The sequence below is a fragment of the Cytobacillus sp. Bac17 genome (genome assembly GCF_024519925.1).
GTDB classification, from domain to species: domain Bacteria; phylum Bacillota; class Bacilli; order Bacillales; family Cytobacillaceae; genus Cytobacillus; species Cytobacillus pseudoceanisediminis.
Map to the genome: position 1 here is coordinate 18,528 of NZ_JALJRC010000041.1, position 15,414 is coordinate 33,941.

Annotated in this window: 16 protein-coding genes and 4 pseudogenes; 7 read left to right on the forward strand and 13 right to left on the reverse strand. The window is 34.6% G+C overall.

Annotated elements, in window-relative coordinates:
• Nucleotides 1-131 precede the first annotated feature (131 nt).
• The 9 genes from NR125_RS26265 to NR125_RS26295 all read right to left on the reverse strand — a co-directional run bounded on the left by NR125_RS26265 (nt 132) and on the right by NR125_RS26295 (nt 4,466).
• Entirely contained in the window at nt 132-263 is a 132-nt protein-coding gene (locus NR125_RS26265) for a hypothetical protein (protein ID WP_256816456.1), read from the reverse strand.
• Between the two features lie 29 nt (nt 264-292).
• The gene (locus tag NR125_RS26270; protein WP_256816457.1) at nt 293-637 is read right to left on the reverse strand and encodes a hypothetical protein; all 345 of its coding nucleotides are present in this window, start codon (nt 635-637) and stop codon (nt 293-295) included.
• 83 nt (nt 638-720) lie between these two features.
• The gene (locus NR125_RS29985; RefSeq protein ID WP_083390542.1) at nt 721-1,011 is read right to left on the reverse strand and encodes a topoisomerase C-terminal repeat-containing protein; all 291 of its coding nucleotides are present in this window, start codon (nt 1,009-1,011) and stop codon (nt 721-723) included.
• An 18-nt stretch (nt 1,012-1,029) separates the two neighbouring features.
• The gene (locus tag NR125_RS29990) at nt 1,030-1,281 is read right to left on the reverse strand and encodes a DNA topoisomerase (protein ID WP_083390531.1); all 252 of its coding nucleotides are present in this window, start codon (nt 1,279-1,281) and stop codon (nt 1,030-1,032) included.
• Nucleotides 1,275-2,390: a DNA topoisomerase gene (locus NR125_RS26275; RefSeq protein WP_083390530.1), complete on the reverse strand. Its 1,116-nt coding sequence runs from the start codon at nt 2,388-2,390 to the stop codon at nt 1,275-1,277. Before NR125_RS26275 ends, NR125_RS29990 begins: the two co-directional genes overlap by 7 nt.
• Before the next feature lie 27 nt (nt 2,391-2,417).
• Nucleotides 2,418-2,831: a toprim domain-containing protein gene (locus NR125_RS26280; protein WP_083390529.1), complete on the reverse strand. Its 414-nt coding sequence runs from the start codon at nt 2,829-2,831 to the stop codon at nt 2,418-2,420.
• 18 nt (nt 2,832-2,849) lie between these two features.
• A complete protein-coding gene (locus tag NR125_RS26285; protein ID WP_071158528.1) occupies nt 2,850-3,101 on the reverse strand; it encodes a zinc-finger domain-containing protein in 252 nt (83 codons plus the stop codon).
• A gap of 133 nt (nt 3,102-3,234) precedes the next feature.
• Nucleotides 3,235-3,402: a hypothetical protein gene (locus tag NR125_RS26290; RefSeq protein ID WP_175502206.1), complete on the reverse strand. Its 168-nt coding sequence runs from the start codon at nt 3,400-3,402 to the stop codon at nt 3,235-3,237.
• A 146-nt stretch (nt 3,403-3,548) separates the two neighbouring features.
• Nucleotides 3,549-4,466 carry a 3'-5' exonuclease gene (locus NR125_RS26295; RefSeq protein ID WP_083390527.1) on the reverse strand — a complete coding sequence of 306 codons (918 nt, stop codon included), beginning with the start codon at nt 4,464-4,466 and terminating at the stop codon, nt 3,549-3,551.
• Between the two features lie 164 nt (nt 4,467-4,630).
• On the opposite strand from NR125_RS26295, the pseudogene NR125_RS26300 reads away from it, so the two are divergent.
• Together NR125_RS26300 and NR125_RS26305 are read left to right on the forward strand one after the other, a co-directional pair.
• Nucleotides 4,631-5,109 (forward strand): annotated as a pseudogene (locus NR125_RS26300) (ferritin-like domain-containing protein).
• Complete coding sequence (locus NR125_RS26305) at nt 5,000-5,524, forward strand: ferritin-like domain-containing protein (RefSeq protein ID WP_254786598.1); 525 nt, start codon at nt 5,000-5,002, stop codon at nt 5,522-5,524. The pseudogene NR125_RS26300 and the gene NR125_RS26305 overlap by 110 nt, the downstream one beginning before the upstream one ends.
• Nucleotides 5,525-5,632: 108 nt before the next feature.
• On the opposite strand, the pseudogene NR125_RS26310 reads toward NR125_RS26305, so the two are convergent.
• A pseudogene (locus NR125_RS26310) lies at nt 5,633-6,345 on the reverse strand (DUF421 domain-containing protein).
• Nucleotides 6,346-6,651: 306 nt separating this feature from the next.
• The gene (locus NR125_RS26315) at nt 6,652-7,440 is read right to left on the reverse strand and encodes a cupin domain-containing protein (RefSeq protein WP_071158520.1); all 789 of its coding nucleotides are present in this window, start codon (nt 7,438-7,440) and stop codon (nt 6,652-6,654) included.
• A 423-nt stretch (nt 7,441-7,863) separates the two neighbouring features.
• Here NR125_RS26315 and NR125_RS26320 point away from each other — a divergent pair.
• The 5 genes and pseudogenes from NR125_RS26320 to NR125_RS26345 all read left to right on the forward strand — a co-directional run.
• Nucleotides 7,864-10,279: pseudogene (locus tag NR125_RS26320) on the forward strand (Tn3 family transposase); the annotation flags it as partial.
• A gap of 146 nt (nt 10,280-10,425) precedes the next feature.
• Nucleotides 10,426-10,665, forward strand: a complete 240-nt coding sequence (locus tag NR125_RS26325) for a Ger(x)C family spore germination C-terminal domain-containing protein (RefSeq protein ID WP_071158518.1) — start codon at nt 10,426-10,428, stop codon at nt 10,663-10,665.
• Between the two features lie 477 nt (nt 10,666-11,142).
• Nucleotides 11,143-11,688, forward strand: coding sequence for a hypothetical protein (locus NR125_RS26330; RefSeq protein ID WP_256816461.1), 546 nt, complete (start codon nt 11,143-11,145; stop codon nt 11,686-11,688).
• A 106-nt stretch (nt 11,689-11,794) separates the two neighbouring features.
• Nucleotides 11,795-12,235: a hypothetical protein gene (locus NR125_RS26335; protein ID WP_372675486.1), complete on the forward strand. Its 441-nt coding sequence runs from the start codon at nt 11,795-11,797 to the stop codon at nt 12,233-12,235.
• 1,152 nt (nt 12,236-13,387) lie between these two features.
• Nucleotides 13,388-13,846, forward strand: coding sequence for a hypothetical protein (locus tag NR125_RS26345; RefSeq protein ID WP_236566279.1), 459 nt, complete (start codon nt 13,388-13,390; stop codon nt 13,844-13,846).
• A gap of 915 nt (nt 13,847-14,761) precedes the next feature.
• Here the strand turns inward: NR125_RS26345 and NR125_RS26350 are convergent.
• Together NR125_RS26350 and NR125_RS29995 are read right to left on the reverse strand one after the other, a co-directional pair.
• A pseudogene (locus NR125_RS26350) lies at nt 14,762-15,157 on the reverse strand (Tn3 family transposase); the annotation flags it as partial.
• 81 nt (nt 15,158-15,238) lie between these two features.
• Nucleotides 15,239-15,397, reverse strand: a complete 159-nt coding sequence (locus tag NR125_RS29995; protein ID WP_372675487.1) for a YetF domain-containing protein — start codon at nt 15,395-15,397, stop codon at nt 15,239-15,241.
• Nucleotides 15,398-15,414 lie beyond the last annotated feature (17 nt).

The following is a 15,414-nucleotide window of genomic DNA, read 5'->3' on the forward strand; positions in this document are numbered from 1 at the left end:
TCGATAATATAAATAATACGATCAAGGATATGTCGTAAATCCACATGGCAAAATTCCTTCCATAAGGTACGTTATGGTGAATCTGAGAATAAAAAGATTTAATTATCTTATTCTCTACAAATCTATCAGTCCTACTTAAAAAGAGTGCTAAGGTAATATATTAAACTTCGTAAAAAATACGTTCCTCCAGCACCAACAAAAATCATTACCCCTCCTGCAATGACAACAGGCAGATATCCTCGTTTAATTAATAACTCCTTCATTTTAATTATCCTCTCTTAATTCAATTAATTCACTTTAGTGGTTGCTGCCTATACTTGATTCCACTAAAAGATATATGTTTATACAATCGTGCTAAATCATCAGAATCATAGTTTAGTTCAGCATTTCCCTGTGCTTTTGCAAAACCATGTAATTTATACCCCACTGAGAAATATAGTTGATCAGCCAAAGAAGCTGCCTTCTTCTGAGAAAATGGATTGCAGTAAATACTTAATAAGGCAACAAGATAAGTCTTTGCAAGACTTACTGCAGCTTCTTCCTTGGAAAGTTGCAGCCATTTAATGCGATCAACTTGATCTTCAAGATTAACATCTATAATAAGCTTTTTTGTTTTTGGATATTTATCTAAGTTCATAGTTCAAACCTCCTGCTTTTTTCCCATTTTCTCATATTGAAAAGTTTAGTACAATTTCCATAGGATTCCGTATTTGTTTCTGATTATTTTCCTTTGCTTTCATTTGCAAACTTTAGTTTCACCTGGTTGTTTTCATCTAAAATTAATTTTGCGCTAAATTTAGTACCTTTTTCTTTACTTGTAAATGATAATACACCAGTTTCTCTTTTAGTCAGGAGTAAGAGTGCTTGTTTTTCCCAGATAGTTTTATTAAAACTCTTCTTCCAGATTTTAAATTCGCACCCTCCTTCTTTCCTATTTGAACAACCGTAAGATTTTTTTCCAGAGACTATTTTTCCTACCCCACAAGCAGGACAGTCACTAATAACTTGAATTTCCTTTTTATATGATGATTACATTTTGCTTGCTTCGTTGATGATTGCTTTAGTGAATTTCTTTACGTTCAGCATAAACTCTTGTGGGGAGTATTGATTATTAGCAATAAGATTTAGGCGTTTTTCCCATTCAGCTGTGTATTCCACTGAAGTTAGAGATTTATTATCAGCCTCCCTAATTGTTTCTATAATAAATTTACCTTTGTCGGTAATTAGCAATGACTTCCCTTTATACGAAATATACTCGGTATCTATTAATTTCTTTATAATATCGGCCCTTGTTCCTCAGTTCCTACACCTTCAGACGCATTTAGTACTTCTTTTAGTTCATCGTTTTCAACTTTCTTGCCAGCTTTTTTCATCGAATCTACCAATGTTCCGTCAGTAAATAAAGGTGGCGGAGATGTTTCTTTTTCGAGTACCTCGGAATCAATACATAATACCGGCTCTTCTTTTGTTATTTGTATAGGTTTTAGAATCGTCTCATCTATGTTCTGTTCTTCCTTTTCTTCTAGGAAAAGAGCCTTCCAACCGGCAGACAATAAATGCGATACCGTGGTTTTAAACATTTCTCCCTCAACTTCTGTCAGTATGGCATATTTATCGTAAAGGGCAGGAGGATAAAATTGTGAAAGAAATCTTTTAACAATCATGTTGTATATCAGCTGTTCATTTTGACTTAGGTTGTTAGGCATTTTATGTGTTGGTAATATGGCATGGTGATCTGTCACGCCTTTTTCATTGCATACTCTTTTATTTCCTGCATGAACTAGGGTAGGGTCTGCTCCCCTAGCTTCATTTTCAAAAGGAGAATTTTCAAATGCTTTTAAACTTTGGTGCATGACCGGAATATCGTCCTTTGTAACGTACGAGCTGGATGTTCGTGGATAAGTAATACATTTATGCTTTTCATAAAGTGATTGAACTATTGCTAGGATTTCCTTGGCACCTAGAGGATATTTTTTATTAGCTTCTTTTGTAAGTAATGAAAGGCTAAACAATGGTGGAGCATATTTCTTTTCACTCTTTTTCCCGAAATCCTTTACAACACCTGGTTTGTTTTTTACATTTGCTGCTATTCTTTCTGCCTGCACTTTATCTTTAATTTTTTCCCCTTCCCAGTAACTCACATACTCCGCATCATTCTGTCTGAATAATGCTTTTACGGGGTAATATTTAATTTTACTAAAATTAAAATGCTCTTCACACCGATCATAGATCATAGCTAGAGTAGGGGTTTGAACCCTTCCGATTGTGAATTTTTCACCATTGCTTTTTAAGGTATAGATCCTGGAAGCGTTCATCCCGATGAGCCAATCAGCTTGGGCCCTGGCATACCCGCTATAAAATAAACTTTTATATTCCTCCCCCGCTTTCATTGATTGATAGGAACGTCGGATAGCATCTTAAGTTAGAGAAGATGTCCATAATCGTTTTATTGGCTTGTTTTTTATTCCCAGGTGGATAAATATATAGTTGGCGATTACTTCACCCTCTCTTCCCGCATCACAGCAGTTAATTAAAATATCAGACCTGTTAATAAGGGAATTGATAATTTTCAATTGTCCTTCTTTTCCCGGAATAGGCAAAAGCTTAAATTGTTCCGGAATAATAGGCAAGGTTTCAATAGCCCATTTCTTTAGTTCGGGATTGTAGAATTCAGGCGGGGCCAGACTCAATAAGTGACCGATAGCATATGTATAAATGTGTCCGTTATCTCCTTCGATATATCCCTTCTTTTCTGTAGTCCGTTTAGATAATGCTGCCGCAATATTTCTGGCCATGTCGGGCTTTTCGCAAATAAATAAAGTAGTGGTCATAAGTAACTCCCTTAATTGTTATTTCTTGGGATGCGGCTTGGATAGCAGTGCTCCTATCTTTTGCATTTCCATACAAATTTGACATTGTTTAAGACAATACCTGGACCTTTCCTCGTCCCCTTTCTTCTCCGACTTCATTTGCTCCATGACAAAACAGCCTCTGCATTCTTTGTCTAATATGTTGCCAGCAAGTAGTATCAGTTCCTTTTGTGAATAGGTTTCTAGGTTTTGAAGTACGAAAGGTTCACTTGTGTGTTGTAAAAGATTCATCCACTTTCCCTCCTTAAAACAAAAAGCACTCCCCATGGTATGGAGAGTGCTTCTCTTCACTTGAAATTATTAGATTTTATTTGACGGAATTAATATAAAACACTTTTGATGTTTAATCTAAAAACTTAGATATCTAATTATCTGGATTGTGCAACAATCCGAGAACTCTTTGGTGGAACTCTTCTTCAGTTATTTTACCTTCCAAACTTTCCTTTATTAACATTTCCTCTGCTGGAGTTAAAAATAATCCTGATATGGCTAAAGATGCCTTCGCACTGCCAATGGCTTTTTCAATCGACATTTTATCAGCCCTTTTAAAAAAATATAACTCCAATTATTACATTTCTTCTTATTTTAAAGGAAATAAGCGGAGAAATAAAGTGTATTGAGCATTTTTTCGTTTCTCATAAGTAAAAGCGGCCCCCCTAATGTACCCGCTTTTACTTCTTATTTTTCTTGGAAACTTTCCTTTAAAAACCTACTTATTTCCACATTTTTACCTCTATACTTTTTGGGAGAAGAAATAAAAAGTTCTTCTTCAGCTCGTGTAACACCCACATAGGCTAAGCGCCTTTCTTCTTCAAGTGCTTCAGCATAAGTATTGGCGTTTACCCGGTCCTTTTGATCTTCAGCATTTTCAATAGCTTTGTGAGGCATGATTCCTTCACAAAACCCAATAATGAACACACAAGGGAATTCTAATCCTTTAGCAGAGTGTAACGTCATTAATTGAACTGCATCTGCATTTGGATTTTTCTTCAGATCCTCCATATCTCTATGCTTTTCAATAATGGTATCAATGAAATGGATGAAATCCTCTACTCGAGTAAATTTTTCAGAAGCTGACTCTAATACATCTAAAGTCTCAATTAAAAATTCTTTATGAAGAGTGATTGTCTTTCGGTCATCCATGTTCAGGAACTCATCGTATTTAACGGGCCCCTTCCGTATGAACTTAATGGCTTCTTTGGGTGCCATATTTTTTAAGTTGCGAATATGCTCCACACGATTTAATATTTCTCCTTGGTGGTAAGGTTTTAACCCGGGAAACCTTAGGAGAAGTAAAAGGTTATTTGCCGTCTTTTGTTCCATAGAGTTCGATGTAATATGTTGACTCACTTTCTCACGACTTAAATACATAGAAGGTGCTATCCCAGAGATTGCGTCTAAGTTATTTGGGTCTAATGATAGTCTTAAATGATCTAACACGGGTTTTACAATATGATTCTGGTAAAATACTTGTTTTACTCCATGTGCAACAAAAGGTACCTCACGCTGCACTAATTCATCCCATATTGCCCGTCCCAGACTGTGAATTCTATAGGGGGTAGCGTCAGGAAAATGCGGATTTACAACGTTAAGCAAATTTCAATCTAAAAAAGTTGATTTCCTCTACGTAAAGGACCGACTTTTTTGTGGATTTATTCAACTAAAGCTACCTGTTAGCACAAGAACAAGATATGAAATTACACACCAACCTATACACAAAGCATAAGATATGTTGATAGTTAAACAGAGGGAGGACAATCATGTATTCAAATCAATATTTTTATCATTATAGTCCACAGTATAATGATTATTATCGTATGCCAAATGACATTCAACTTATAAATGATATTCAGAAAGCAATTAATGCGGAGTATAGTGCTGTTGCTTGTTATGAGAGGTTAGCCAAGATGGCACCTACAAAGGATGAAACGAACAAAATACTTGAGATACAAAAAGATGAAAAACGCCATCTCGAGGAATTCAGCAAAATTTATACAAATTTAACAGGAAAAAGCCATCTTATCAAATTATCGAGGAATGCCCAAACAAGTATAGAGCAGGAATCGAATTTGCTTTTAAAGATGAACAAGAAGCCGTTGATTTTTATTTAGATATAGCAGATAAAGCGAATGATCCATTTATTAAAGATAGATTTCGACGAGCAGCCGCAGACGAACAAAATCACGCTGTATGGTTTTTGTTTTTTTTCAAAAAATCTAAAGGTAACTCACACCAATAGGCAAACTGAAAATTACGGTGCTAAGGGTGCGTTAAGTGCTTACTCATTAACTTTACCTCAAATGTTGACTTATGCCCTTCAAGACGAATACTTAGCTCAAGCAAGATATGATAATATTCTAGGAAACTTTGGATATATTCGTACATTTGCACAAATAAAAGAGGCTGAATTGAGGCATATAAATTCTTTATTACCACTTTTTGAACGTTATCAGGTACCGTTACCTGAAGATAAATCTCAGTCATTTGTTACAACTCCAGAAAGTATTAAGGCAGCATATACTGCTGGAGTTCAAGGGGAAAAAGACAATATTTCTATGCACGAAAGGTTTCTATCACTTAATATTCCTAATGATGCTCGAACCGTTTTTTCTCAACTTCGCAATGCCTCTTTGAATCATCTTGCAGCAGTTTGAAAGAGGGCTTGTTCGGAATTTAAAATTTTCTATAACATCATTTTAGATATTTTAGGGGATATGAACTTCGTCCCCTAGTATTCTTTTTAATCTCCTTATCTGAACAGATTATTCTTTATCAATCGGAGAATGAATATGATCACTATATGTATCAATATATACATTACCATTAGCTGCCAAAACTGCATAAACAACATCATTTTGTGTCAAATTACGTTTTTTTAACTCTGATTGTAACCATGAATTAGTTAGGTTATTTTGTTCTAAGTTCTCTTTAATTATTTCACTATCCATGATAAGTTCAATCCGTAGTCTTTGTTCAGGCAATACTGCTACCATAAAATCCTGCCTTGTTACGTTCCTAAATTGTGGCTTTTTTAGTACAGTCAATATCCCATTCGTCTCTACAATTGCAAAGAGGACCTCTTCGATATTAAATACATCTCTTTCTCTTAATTGTTGATTTAAATAATCTAGTGTATAACGCAATTTATTCATATTTTCTTCTAAAATTTTACCATTCTGTATCACAATCGTTGGATCTCCGGCTAAAAATTTTCTCCCTTTCCTATTTTTCAGCGATATTATAGCGATTAGTAAAATAACTGAAACATATACCGAAAATGCAATTATTGTGTATGATGTACTTTTAAAGAAGTATTGAAGGCTAAGTTCGCTGCAATTGCCCCCATTGAAATGGATGCAATAAAATCAAACATTGTCATTTGAGAAATAGTTTGTTTACCTAATATTCGGGTACCAATTAATAATAGACCAAAAGAGGTTATTGATCTTAAAATAACTTCAAAATGTTCTGACATATCCTCACTCCATTTTTAAATTGCAATTATCTTTAACTTGTGGTCAATATTAAATTAATATTCAGGTTTTGTAGTATTTAACTCTAAGGAACACATGAATACTCTATACAATTTAATTTACATTTTCGATGTTATTGGTAATAAAAAAGGATCATCGTTTAAGGGCTGTTACAAATACCCCTTTAAGCAAAAAAGAAGATGAATATCTACTAAATGTAGTGTTCATCTTCTTTTTCATTTTACAATATGTTGTGTCCGGTAATGGGATTCTTTAGTTTGTCAACAGCCCGGTTTAGAAAATCCTTTTTACATAATTTTGCTTTGCTGAAGAAGTTTAGATTTTCCTGTACGTTCCCATTCTTCTACTGTTTCATATGCTTTTTTAGGAGAATACCCTTTCCCAACAAGAACTCCCATTAGAATAAATTCTTGAAGAATGTGTGTAGCATTTATTCCTCTTTTAACATCCTCTAACCCTTCTTTTACTAGAAATTCTGTGTACTGTACCCATTCATCTGGAGTCCTGCCAAAAACAAATGTATTTCCATTGGCATGATCGGATCCTTCTTCTGCAGTCAATGCATCTGCTTTGGTAACATGAACAGTACCAAATGGATGATTAGGAGGAGCATATATCGAGTAAAGTTTTAGTGGAATATTGCCGGTATTAGTTAGATTATGCCATGTTCCAGCAGGTATCATTACTGCAGAATCATCATAGACATTTCTTTCAAAGTTTAAATTATCTTTCCTCTTGCCCATTTGAACAATTCCCTGGCCATGTTCAATACGTAAGAATTGATCAACGTCAGGATGTATTTCCAAACCGATATCTTCGCCAACATTGAGACTCATTAAAGTAACTTGTAAATGTGGTCCTGTCCATAAAGCAGTACGATACGTATTGTTTTGCTTCGTTGCTTCATTGATATTAACGACAAATGGCTTTGGCCCATAATCCTTCAATTGGCTGTTTCTAAAATAAGAATTTCCGTTGTTATTCGAATAATTATTATTCCAATTATAATAATGTGGATTCCAGTTGTAATACATTGGATTATGCCATCGATGGTGATAGGATGATTTATGGTACATACTCATTCTCCTCTTATGTTTTTATTTCCCTTTTCATCTTATGCAGTTGCCTAATTATAGGTATACAAAATGAATAATAATGGACAAATAACAAGGCTAAAAGAAATAATGAATACTCTATACAATTCTAGTTAAGTCGGGTAAGTTAGGGGCATCACTGCCCCTTCCTCCCCTGAGAACCGTGCTAGTCCCTTTCAAGACACATCGGCTCAAGCATCCCATTGCAGGTCCATTTGCTGTCGTATCTTCTTCACACACTATAGTGGTAAGTAAAACGTACGCCGACGCTCCGATTGGAGGTATACATAACAGTACGTTTCTATCGCCAAAAGATAGCCACAATTTTATGTGCCTACGAGAGACCAACGAGAAGTCAGCTCCCTTTCAGGACTATCATGGGTTTGTCCGTAAGAACGATATATATCGGTTAGTCAAACTCTAACAAATAACCAAAAAGAAAAGCTTGAAGAGATCATTACTTCGCAGCATCCATCCGAATCCAATAAAACGATATTGGGTTGGTTAAAGGAACCACAGGGTCATCCTTCACCCGAAACATTTCTAAAAGTAATAGAACGACTCGAATATATACGAGAAATGGAATTGGAAACGGTACAAATTAGTCATTTGCATCGCAATCGCATGTTACAACTATCTCGCTTAGGTTCAAGATATGAGCCTTATGCATTCCGTGACTTCAAGAAAATAAACGATATTCGATATTAACCGTCTATTTATTACATCTTACTCAGGAGTTAACGGATAAAGCTTTTGAAATTCATGACAGACAAATACTCAATCTGTTATCAAAAGGCCGTAAGGCTCAAGAAGAAATTCAGAAACAAAACGGTAAAAAGCTGAATGAGAAGGTTATACACTTTACAAACATCGGACAAGCTTTAATTAAAGCAAAAAAGGAAAAATTAGATGTTTTTGAGGTTTTAGAATCCATTATTGAATGGAATTCTTTTGTTTCTTCGGTGGAAGAGGCTCAGGAGCTTGCACGTCCTACCGACTATGATTATTTAGACTTACTGCAAAAAAGATTTTATTCACTTAGAAAATATACGCCAACGCTATTAAGGGTATTGGAATTTCATTCTACAAAGGCAAATGTGCCACTTTTACAAGCTGTTGAGATTATCCGCGGCATGAACGAATCCGGAAAGCGAAAAGTGCCTGATGACTCACCTGTGGATTTTATTTCAAAACGTTGGAAAAAGCATTTATACGAAGATGATGGTACAACAATCAATCGTCATTACTATGAAATGGCTGTTTTAACAGAACTTCGGGAGCATGTTCGGGCAGGAGATGTTTCCATTGTTGGCAGCAGACAATATAGAGATTTTGAGGAATATTTGTTTTCAGAAGATACATGGAATCAAACGAAGGAGAATACGAGATTATCAGTTAGTTTATCATTCAAGGATTTTATAACTGAGAGAACTATCAGCATTAATGAAAGATTAAAGTGGTTAGCTGCCAATTCCAACAAGTTAGACGGGGTTTCTCTTGAAAAAGGAAAGCTGTCAATTGCACGCTTAAAAAAAGATGTTCCAGAAGAAGCAAAAAAATTTAGTGCAAGCCTGTATCAGATGCTACCAAGAATAAAATTAACCGATTTACTGATGGATATTGCTTATATAACAGGATTTCATGAGCAATTTACTCATGCTTCCAATAATCGAAAACCGGATAAAGAAGAAACGATTATTATTCTGGCTGCCCTTTTAGGAATGGGAATGAATATAGGTTTAAGCAAGATGGCTGAATCAACACCCGGACTTACATATAAGCATTTAGCCAATGCATCTCAATGGCGCATGTATGAAGATGCAATGAATAAAGCCCAAGCCGTATTAGTAAATTTTCATCACAAATTACAATTATCTTCCTATTGGGGAGACGGTACAACATCCTCGTCAGACGGTATGAGAATGCAGCTAGGTGTTTCATCACTACATGCAGATGCAAATCCACATTATGGAACCGGAAAAGGAGCCACCATCTACCGTTTTACTAGTGATCAATTCTCTTCTTACTACACAAAGATTATTCATACTAATTCAAGGGATGCGATTCATGTTTTGGATGGTTTGTTGCACCATGAGACGGATCTAAACATAGAAGAGCATTATACAGACACTGCTGGTTACACAGACCAAATATTCGGATTGACTCATTTATTAGGATTTAAATTTGCTCCAAGAATAAGGGATTTATCAGACTCGAAATTATTTACAATAGATAAAGCAAGTGAATATCCAAAATTAGAAGCCATTTTACGTGGACAAATAAATACAAAGGTCATTAAAGAAAATTATGAGGATGTTTTGCGATTAGCTCATTCTATAAATGAAGGAACAGTTTCAGCATCCCTTATTATGGGGAAACTAGGTTCTTATTCAAGACAAAACAGCTTGGCTACCGCTTTACGTGAGATGGGCCGAATAGAAAAAACGATCTTTATTTTGAATTATATTTCGGATGAATCATGAAGAAGAAAAATACAAAAAGGATTGAATAAAGGAGAAGCGATGAATGGACTGGCAAGAGCTATTTTCTTCGGAAAACAAGGAGAGCTTAGGGAACGAACCAGCATCAATTGCAAAGAGCCAGTGCTTTAAATATAATTATTAACGCCATTAGTGTCTGGAATACTCTATATCTGACAAAAGCAGTTGAATACCAAAAAGGTTTAGGTAATTTTAATGAAGATTTGTTGCATCATATGTCTCCTTTAGGCTGGGAGCATATCAATTTACTAGGAGAGTACCGTTTTAATTCTGAAAAAATGGTTGCGTTAGATTCTCTAAGACCACTAAAACTGTCTTAACGTTGTTAAAATTGGGGTAATCGTCTTGAAAATGGGCTTAGCGTTGTAAATCCGCATTTTCCTGACGCTACCCCTATATAACATTAACATAGTCGTACAAGCTGGAATAAACGAAAAGTTAAAGGAAATTAGTGAAAATAAGTTAATTGCTAACACTGAAAAAAATAATAAGGGATGAGATTTTAAAGACTTTTGAGAAAGGAGTAGAGATAAATTCGGATGTTTATAAGTTAGGAGAAATATTATATCGTGAGAACCCCCAGAAATGGAATAAAGAGATAAAAGAAAAGCGATTTTTCTTAAATAAGGATAGTATCGAGCAAATCAACATTCAAGTTAATTTAGTGAACTCAGGAAAATTGAAATACCAAGACGGACATTATTAAGAACGATAAAAGAGTAATTCTGGAACTATATTAAGTAGCGAAATTACATAGAAGGAGCTTCATTAATTACACATAAGTCAATTCTTAATGTATGGAATTGACTTTTTATTCTAATACATCTGCTTAGCGTATATTATCGCGTTTTGTCGGCAGGACCCCTATATATACTTCATAATCGATTGAGTTGGCTTTCCTTCAGGTTTTTATCAAGTTCCTCAGCTTACCTGCTCTTTATCTGTTTGTTAAGAACGTTTTAAAAATGCCTTTATACTTTTAACACCGGCCTTGTTTGCAAAGGAATATTATACTTGCAGAATGCAACATATTTATCCGTTTGGAAAGAAAACAAAATTTATTTTGTTAAATGAGACAAATGCCTAGTCTAGGGACATAAGTGAAACATACCATAGAATTGTAAATTGGTTTTAAAAGGTATTTAACCTCATTTTACACGCGATGTTGCTTCTTTTTTTAGAAGTGAAAAAATTTAAAAAGGGTGATAAAAAAATGGAAGCCCAAACGGAAAACTATAAATATTTATTGGGATGGTGTACCGACATTTATGTTCATTGGGAAAGTCTGAAACCGAAGTTCTCAAAACTCTTTGACTTAAGAACTTTAGAGGAATGGGAAGAGACATGGCGTAATTTAATGAGTAAATTACAAAAAAATTTAACAGTAGACTCTGAGGACTTTGAGACAGCTACAAGTCTGTATGAACAGTGGGAGGTGCTATACAAAGAAGCACATCCAAATCTAGAGGGTAATGAATCCGATGAGAGAGAAAATTCGGATCAGGATTTGAAAAGTGAAACATTAATGGCAATAAAGCCTTTTGTTGATTATGGTCTAAAAGAAGTTGCTCTTACTTCCTATGAACATGCGCTAACTGAAATTGCCGCAATGGCCTACCTTCTGGGAAAAGGCTTTGATCAACAAACAGCTTATAAAACCGTTGAATCTTGGGAAGTAAATGAAATGTTCGAAACCGAATATGGAAGATTCAAAATGAATAAATATTAAAATAATTTATTAGACTTTCTTTCTTTTTTTAACACTCTGATGTAAAGATAGAAATTAAACTTTAAACTCTTGTATTTATGATTATTACGAAACGAGGAATCAACTTTTGCAAACTGCACAGAAACTCATGGTTAGTATACCTTTTCCATCAAAATGGGGTATTTCGGCTTCTATAGCCGGTCGACCCATTATTTGGGGAGTACTCATCATTAATTCTATTACAGGTAATAATAAAGTATCTGGTACAATTAATTTTCGTGGTACACCTATTCAAATTAATGGGTATTGGGAAGAAAACACCAAACAAATAAGTTTTGATTCACCATATGCCTCATTTTTTGGTAACTTAACTATATTTGATGATCCCTTGATTAGAATTCGTCATTTCGTTTTAAGTGGACGGTTTATTATGAAACCTCCCTCTTTGCTTGCAGGTGAGTACGGAACTTGGATTGCTACAACTGATACAGCACTCACTGAACCTCCTATATATCAGAACGGCGTTCCTCCTGCCGGAGTCTTTTTAACATCAGATATCCTGTACTAAATCGCTACCCTCCCGTTACACTATGGTAAGATATCTTTATATATATCACATATATTAGGCGCACTAGTCCGTTAATCCACTTGAATAAATTATTTTTGTGTCACCCCGAATAATACTCTTTTTTTAGATTATGGTAATGGTTTCACATCAACCGGTTTTTAAATAGTATTTAGGAATGGATTCATTTTGACAATCGATTGTCCCCTTATCCATAAAGCCGATTATTTCTCGTAAGTTGAGGAAAAATCGGCTTTATTCATGAAGAATTATGCTTAGCGTATGTTTTAAGCGCTTTTTGTTGGTGGGATCCCTTATATATAAAATAGCCTTATAATCAAAACGGTTGCTATATTTCATTGCTAATCCAAATTCTCTTTAAATTTAATGGAACGAATACCTTATTCCCATGTATCTCCCTATGTATGATAGGATTTGAAAAGCATTGATCTAAACTTAACCCTTCTTTTTTATGCCTAGCTCTTATAAAGTCTCGGGTAATCGCATAACACTTGCTCCTTTTATATTTTTTATAAAACAACTCTTGGTAAGAAAGCTTAGTTTTTATTCGCTCTCTGTAATATACCAAGAATGTTGCGACATAAAGCTTAGAATTGTAATTTTTACGAACGTGTGCTTCAGTTATTTTTTTTATGAGACTGGGCTTGTTTGTTTTGTTGTCTTACTTGTTGTTCATTATTTTTGCTTGTAAACTCATTTCCTTATTGATTTTGTGCTCCTTGCGTACTGCCTTGGGAAGCTTGGCTTCCATCTTGGGCTTATTGCGGTTCTTCTTGTTCGATTTGTTGAACGCGTGGTTCAACGCTGTGTAGAACGGATTGAGTTTGTAGCCTCTTGGTAAAGCTGCTTAGCTTGTTGATTGCAAATGTGTCGAAGCTAGCCTGCAAATCCTGGTAGAGCTGTCTTTACGTCATTTTTTACTGTTATAAATAACGCCGCCTTTAATTTTTACTTTATTAGAATGATGTATAAGAATATTTTCTATAACTTCCAATTTTATCCTGCTTTTAAATGACCAAAAACCCACAGTTATGTAATTACATTTGATAAATGGCACCATTTTTTTGATAGAAGCCTCTTTTCCTCTGTACTACATTTTTAATCTTCAATTCCTGACACCTAGGCCGCTACTGTTTGGTGATTAAGGACCTTAATTTTATTGATGTTAAGTTAAAATGTTCGTATAAAAAAGTGGAAGGAGAAGATAATATTGAAAGTAAACAACCAATAGAGAGGACGATAAAAATGAATCTAAAATGGTTAAGGCTATTAACAGCAGTTTTTCTATCTGCCATCATGTTATTGGGGTGTAATAATGTAGAAGAGGATAAGGATCCACCACCACCTGAAGTGGATGTAGATCCTGACACAGAAGAACCCATTGAAGATCCTGAAGATGCAAATGACCCAGATAATATAGATGAAAATGATGTGGACCCAGATACAGAAGAGCCAATTGAAGATCCTAAAGATGTAAATGACCCAGATAATATAGATGAAAATAAAGATGATGAAGCTGATTTAGTCCCTGATGCAGAAGAACCCATTGAAGATCCTAAAGATGTAAACGATCCAGATAATATAGATGAATAAATATTAACAGCAATAAGGCACACCGTTTGTTTTCAAACGGTGTGCCTTATTGCTCCAAATTTAACTGTTATGATAAAGCTCAATTGTTGTTTTTTTAACCAATGGTACAAAAATACATTTAAACATTTCAACTCTACTAGTTTTCCTTTATAAGCATGGAACATATCAACTATTTTTAAAACATTTTATTAATTTCCCAAGATTCAACCGTTAAATAAACGGTCTATGCCAATTAAATAGGTTATTGCAGCACTTCCTTCAGCTCAGGGTATTGCGAAAACTGGCTGGAATATTGAGGATGATAATAAGACATGTAATTATGATATTGTATAATTTTTATAACTCCCCTTTCTTAAATTGAATATATTTAGTTTTATCTTATTTTCCTAATTATCCTAGGACTAGACATTTGCCTACATACCCTAATTTGAAAAAACAAATAAAGAAATAAGTAATAGCAAAAGTTAATCATCTTTTCTTTCTTTAATAGCAACGTAAACGAAACTCCTTTTTTATTTTCCATTTATTTCATCGTTAAAATCCCTGTGACTAAACAAGCTAATAACAAAACTATTTAGAGGTGTCTCATTAGAAAAATATCAAGGGCCTTATTGGTTACCGTTTCCATACTTATTCTTTTATCCATAGGGTTACTATTTTTAGTACAAAATACAAAATACAAGAAACACAGAGAATCACGAAAATGAAACTGTAGCTGTCAAAAACAGATTTAATACCCCTATAACCAGAGTCCAAAATGTTGAAAGCGAAAAAAATGTTCTTCAAATAAACAGCATTGCCATGGATGAAATCATAAAGGGGTACTGCCGACTAAACGCAGATATAATACGCTAAGGAATTTTTTAGAAGGTAAAAGCCTGATTTTTCTACGTTAAGCAGAAAAACCAGGCTTTTTTATATCCTAAGTGGACGCAGGGCATGTATCGAGTTCAAAATCTCAGGTATAAATGAATATTCTCCTAGAAAGTTTATGTGTTCCCATCCCAATGGTGATATGTGAGGAAGCAATTCCTCATGATATTTTCCTATAATTTTAAAATGTTCAATTGCTTGTGATAAATACACGGTATTCCAAATGCTGATGGCATTAATAATTAGATTTAATGAGCTGGCACGCTGTAAATGATCTTGTAATGCTCTTTCTCTAAGTTCTCCCTGTTTTCCGAAGAAAATAGCTCGTGCCAAGGCATTCATGGATTCTCCCTTATTTAATCCACGTTGGATTCGCCGAAGTAATGAGTGACCGACAACTACTTGAGTATTGTTTATATTACCTTTTATCCGATTCATTAAAACATTAGCCTACATAGACGTTACAAAATTGTTTAGGTTTTCGTTGAAGTTACGTGTTTAACGTATTCAGGTTATATTTTATTTAGGGCTTATATGTATACCTTCATTCTCTCGCCAATCTGCGTAGAGTATACGTTTAACATTATCATAGCCATTGGTAGTTAATTGATTATCTAACCACTGTTGATTAAATCCGAGTTCATGTAAATTATCCCTTAATACTTCCCCATCTATAATTAACGCTGTTGGGAGGT

Bases quoted from the DNA above. Each gene is read 5' to 3' on its own strand.
- NR125_RS26270 (WP_256816457.1), bottom strand. From the start codon at position 637: ATGAACTTAGATAAATATCCAAAAACAAAAAAGCTTATTATAGATGTT.
- NR125_RS26280 (WP_083390529.1), bottom strand. From the start codon at position 2,831: ATGACCACTACTTTATTTATTTGCGAAAAGCCCGACATGGCCAGAAAT.
- NR125_RS26305 (WP_254786598.1), top strand. From the start codon at position 5,000: ATGATCCATTTATTAAAGATAGATTTCGACGAGCAGCCGCAGACGAAC.
- NR125_RS26265 (WP_256816456.1), bottom strand. From the start codon at position 263: ATGAAGGAGTTATTAATTAAACGAGGATATCTGCCTGTTGTCATTGCA.
- NR125_RS26315 (WP_071158520.1), bottom strand. From the start codon at position 7,440: ATGTACCATAAATCATCCTATCACCATCGATGGCATAATCCAATGTAT.
- NR125_RS26285 (WP_071158528.1), bottom strand. From the start codon at position 3,101: ATGAATCTTTTACAACACACAAGTGAACCTTTCGTACTTCAAAACCTA.
- NR125_RS26275 (WP_083390530.1), bottom strand. From the start codon at position 2,390: ATGAAAGCGGGGGAGGAATATAAAAGTTTATTTTATAGCGGGTATGCC.
- NR125_RS26290 (WP_175502206.1), bottom strand. From the start codon at position 3,402: ATGTCGATTGAAAAAGCCATTGGCAGTGCGAAGGCATCTTTAGCCATA.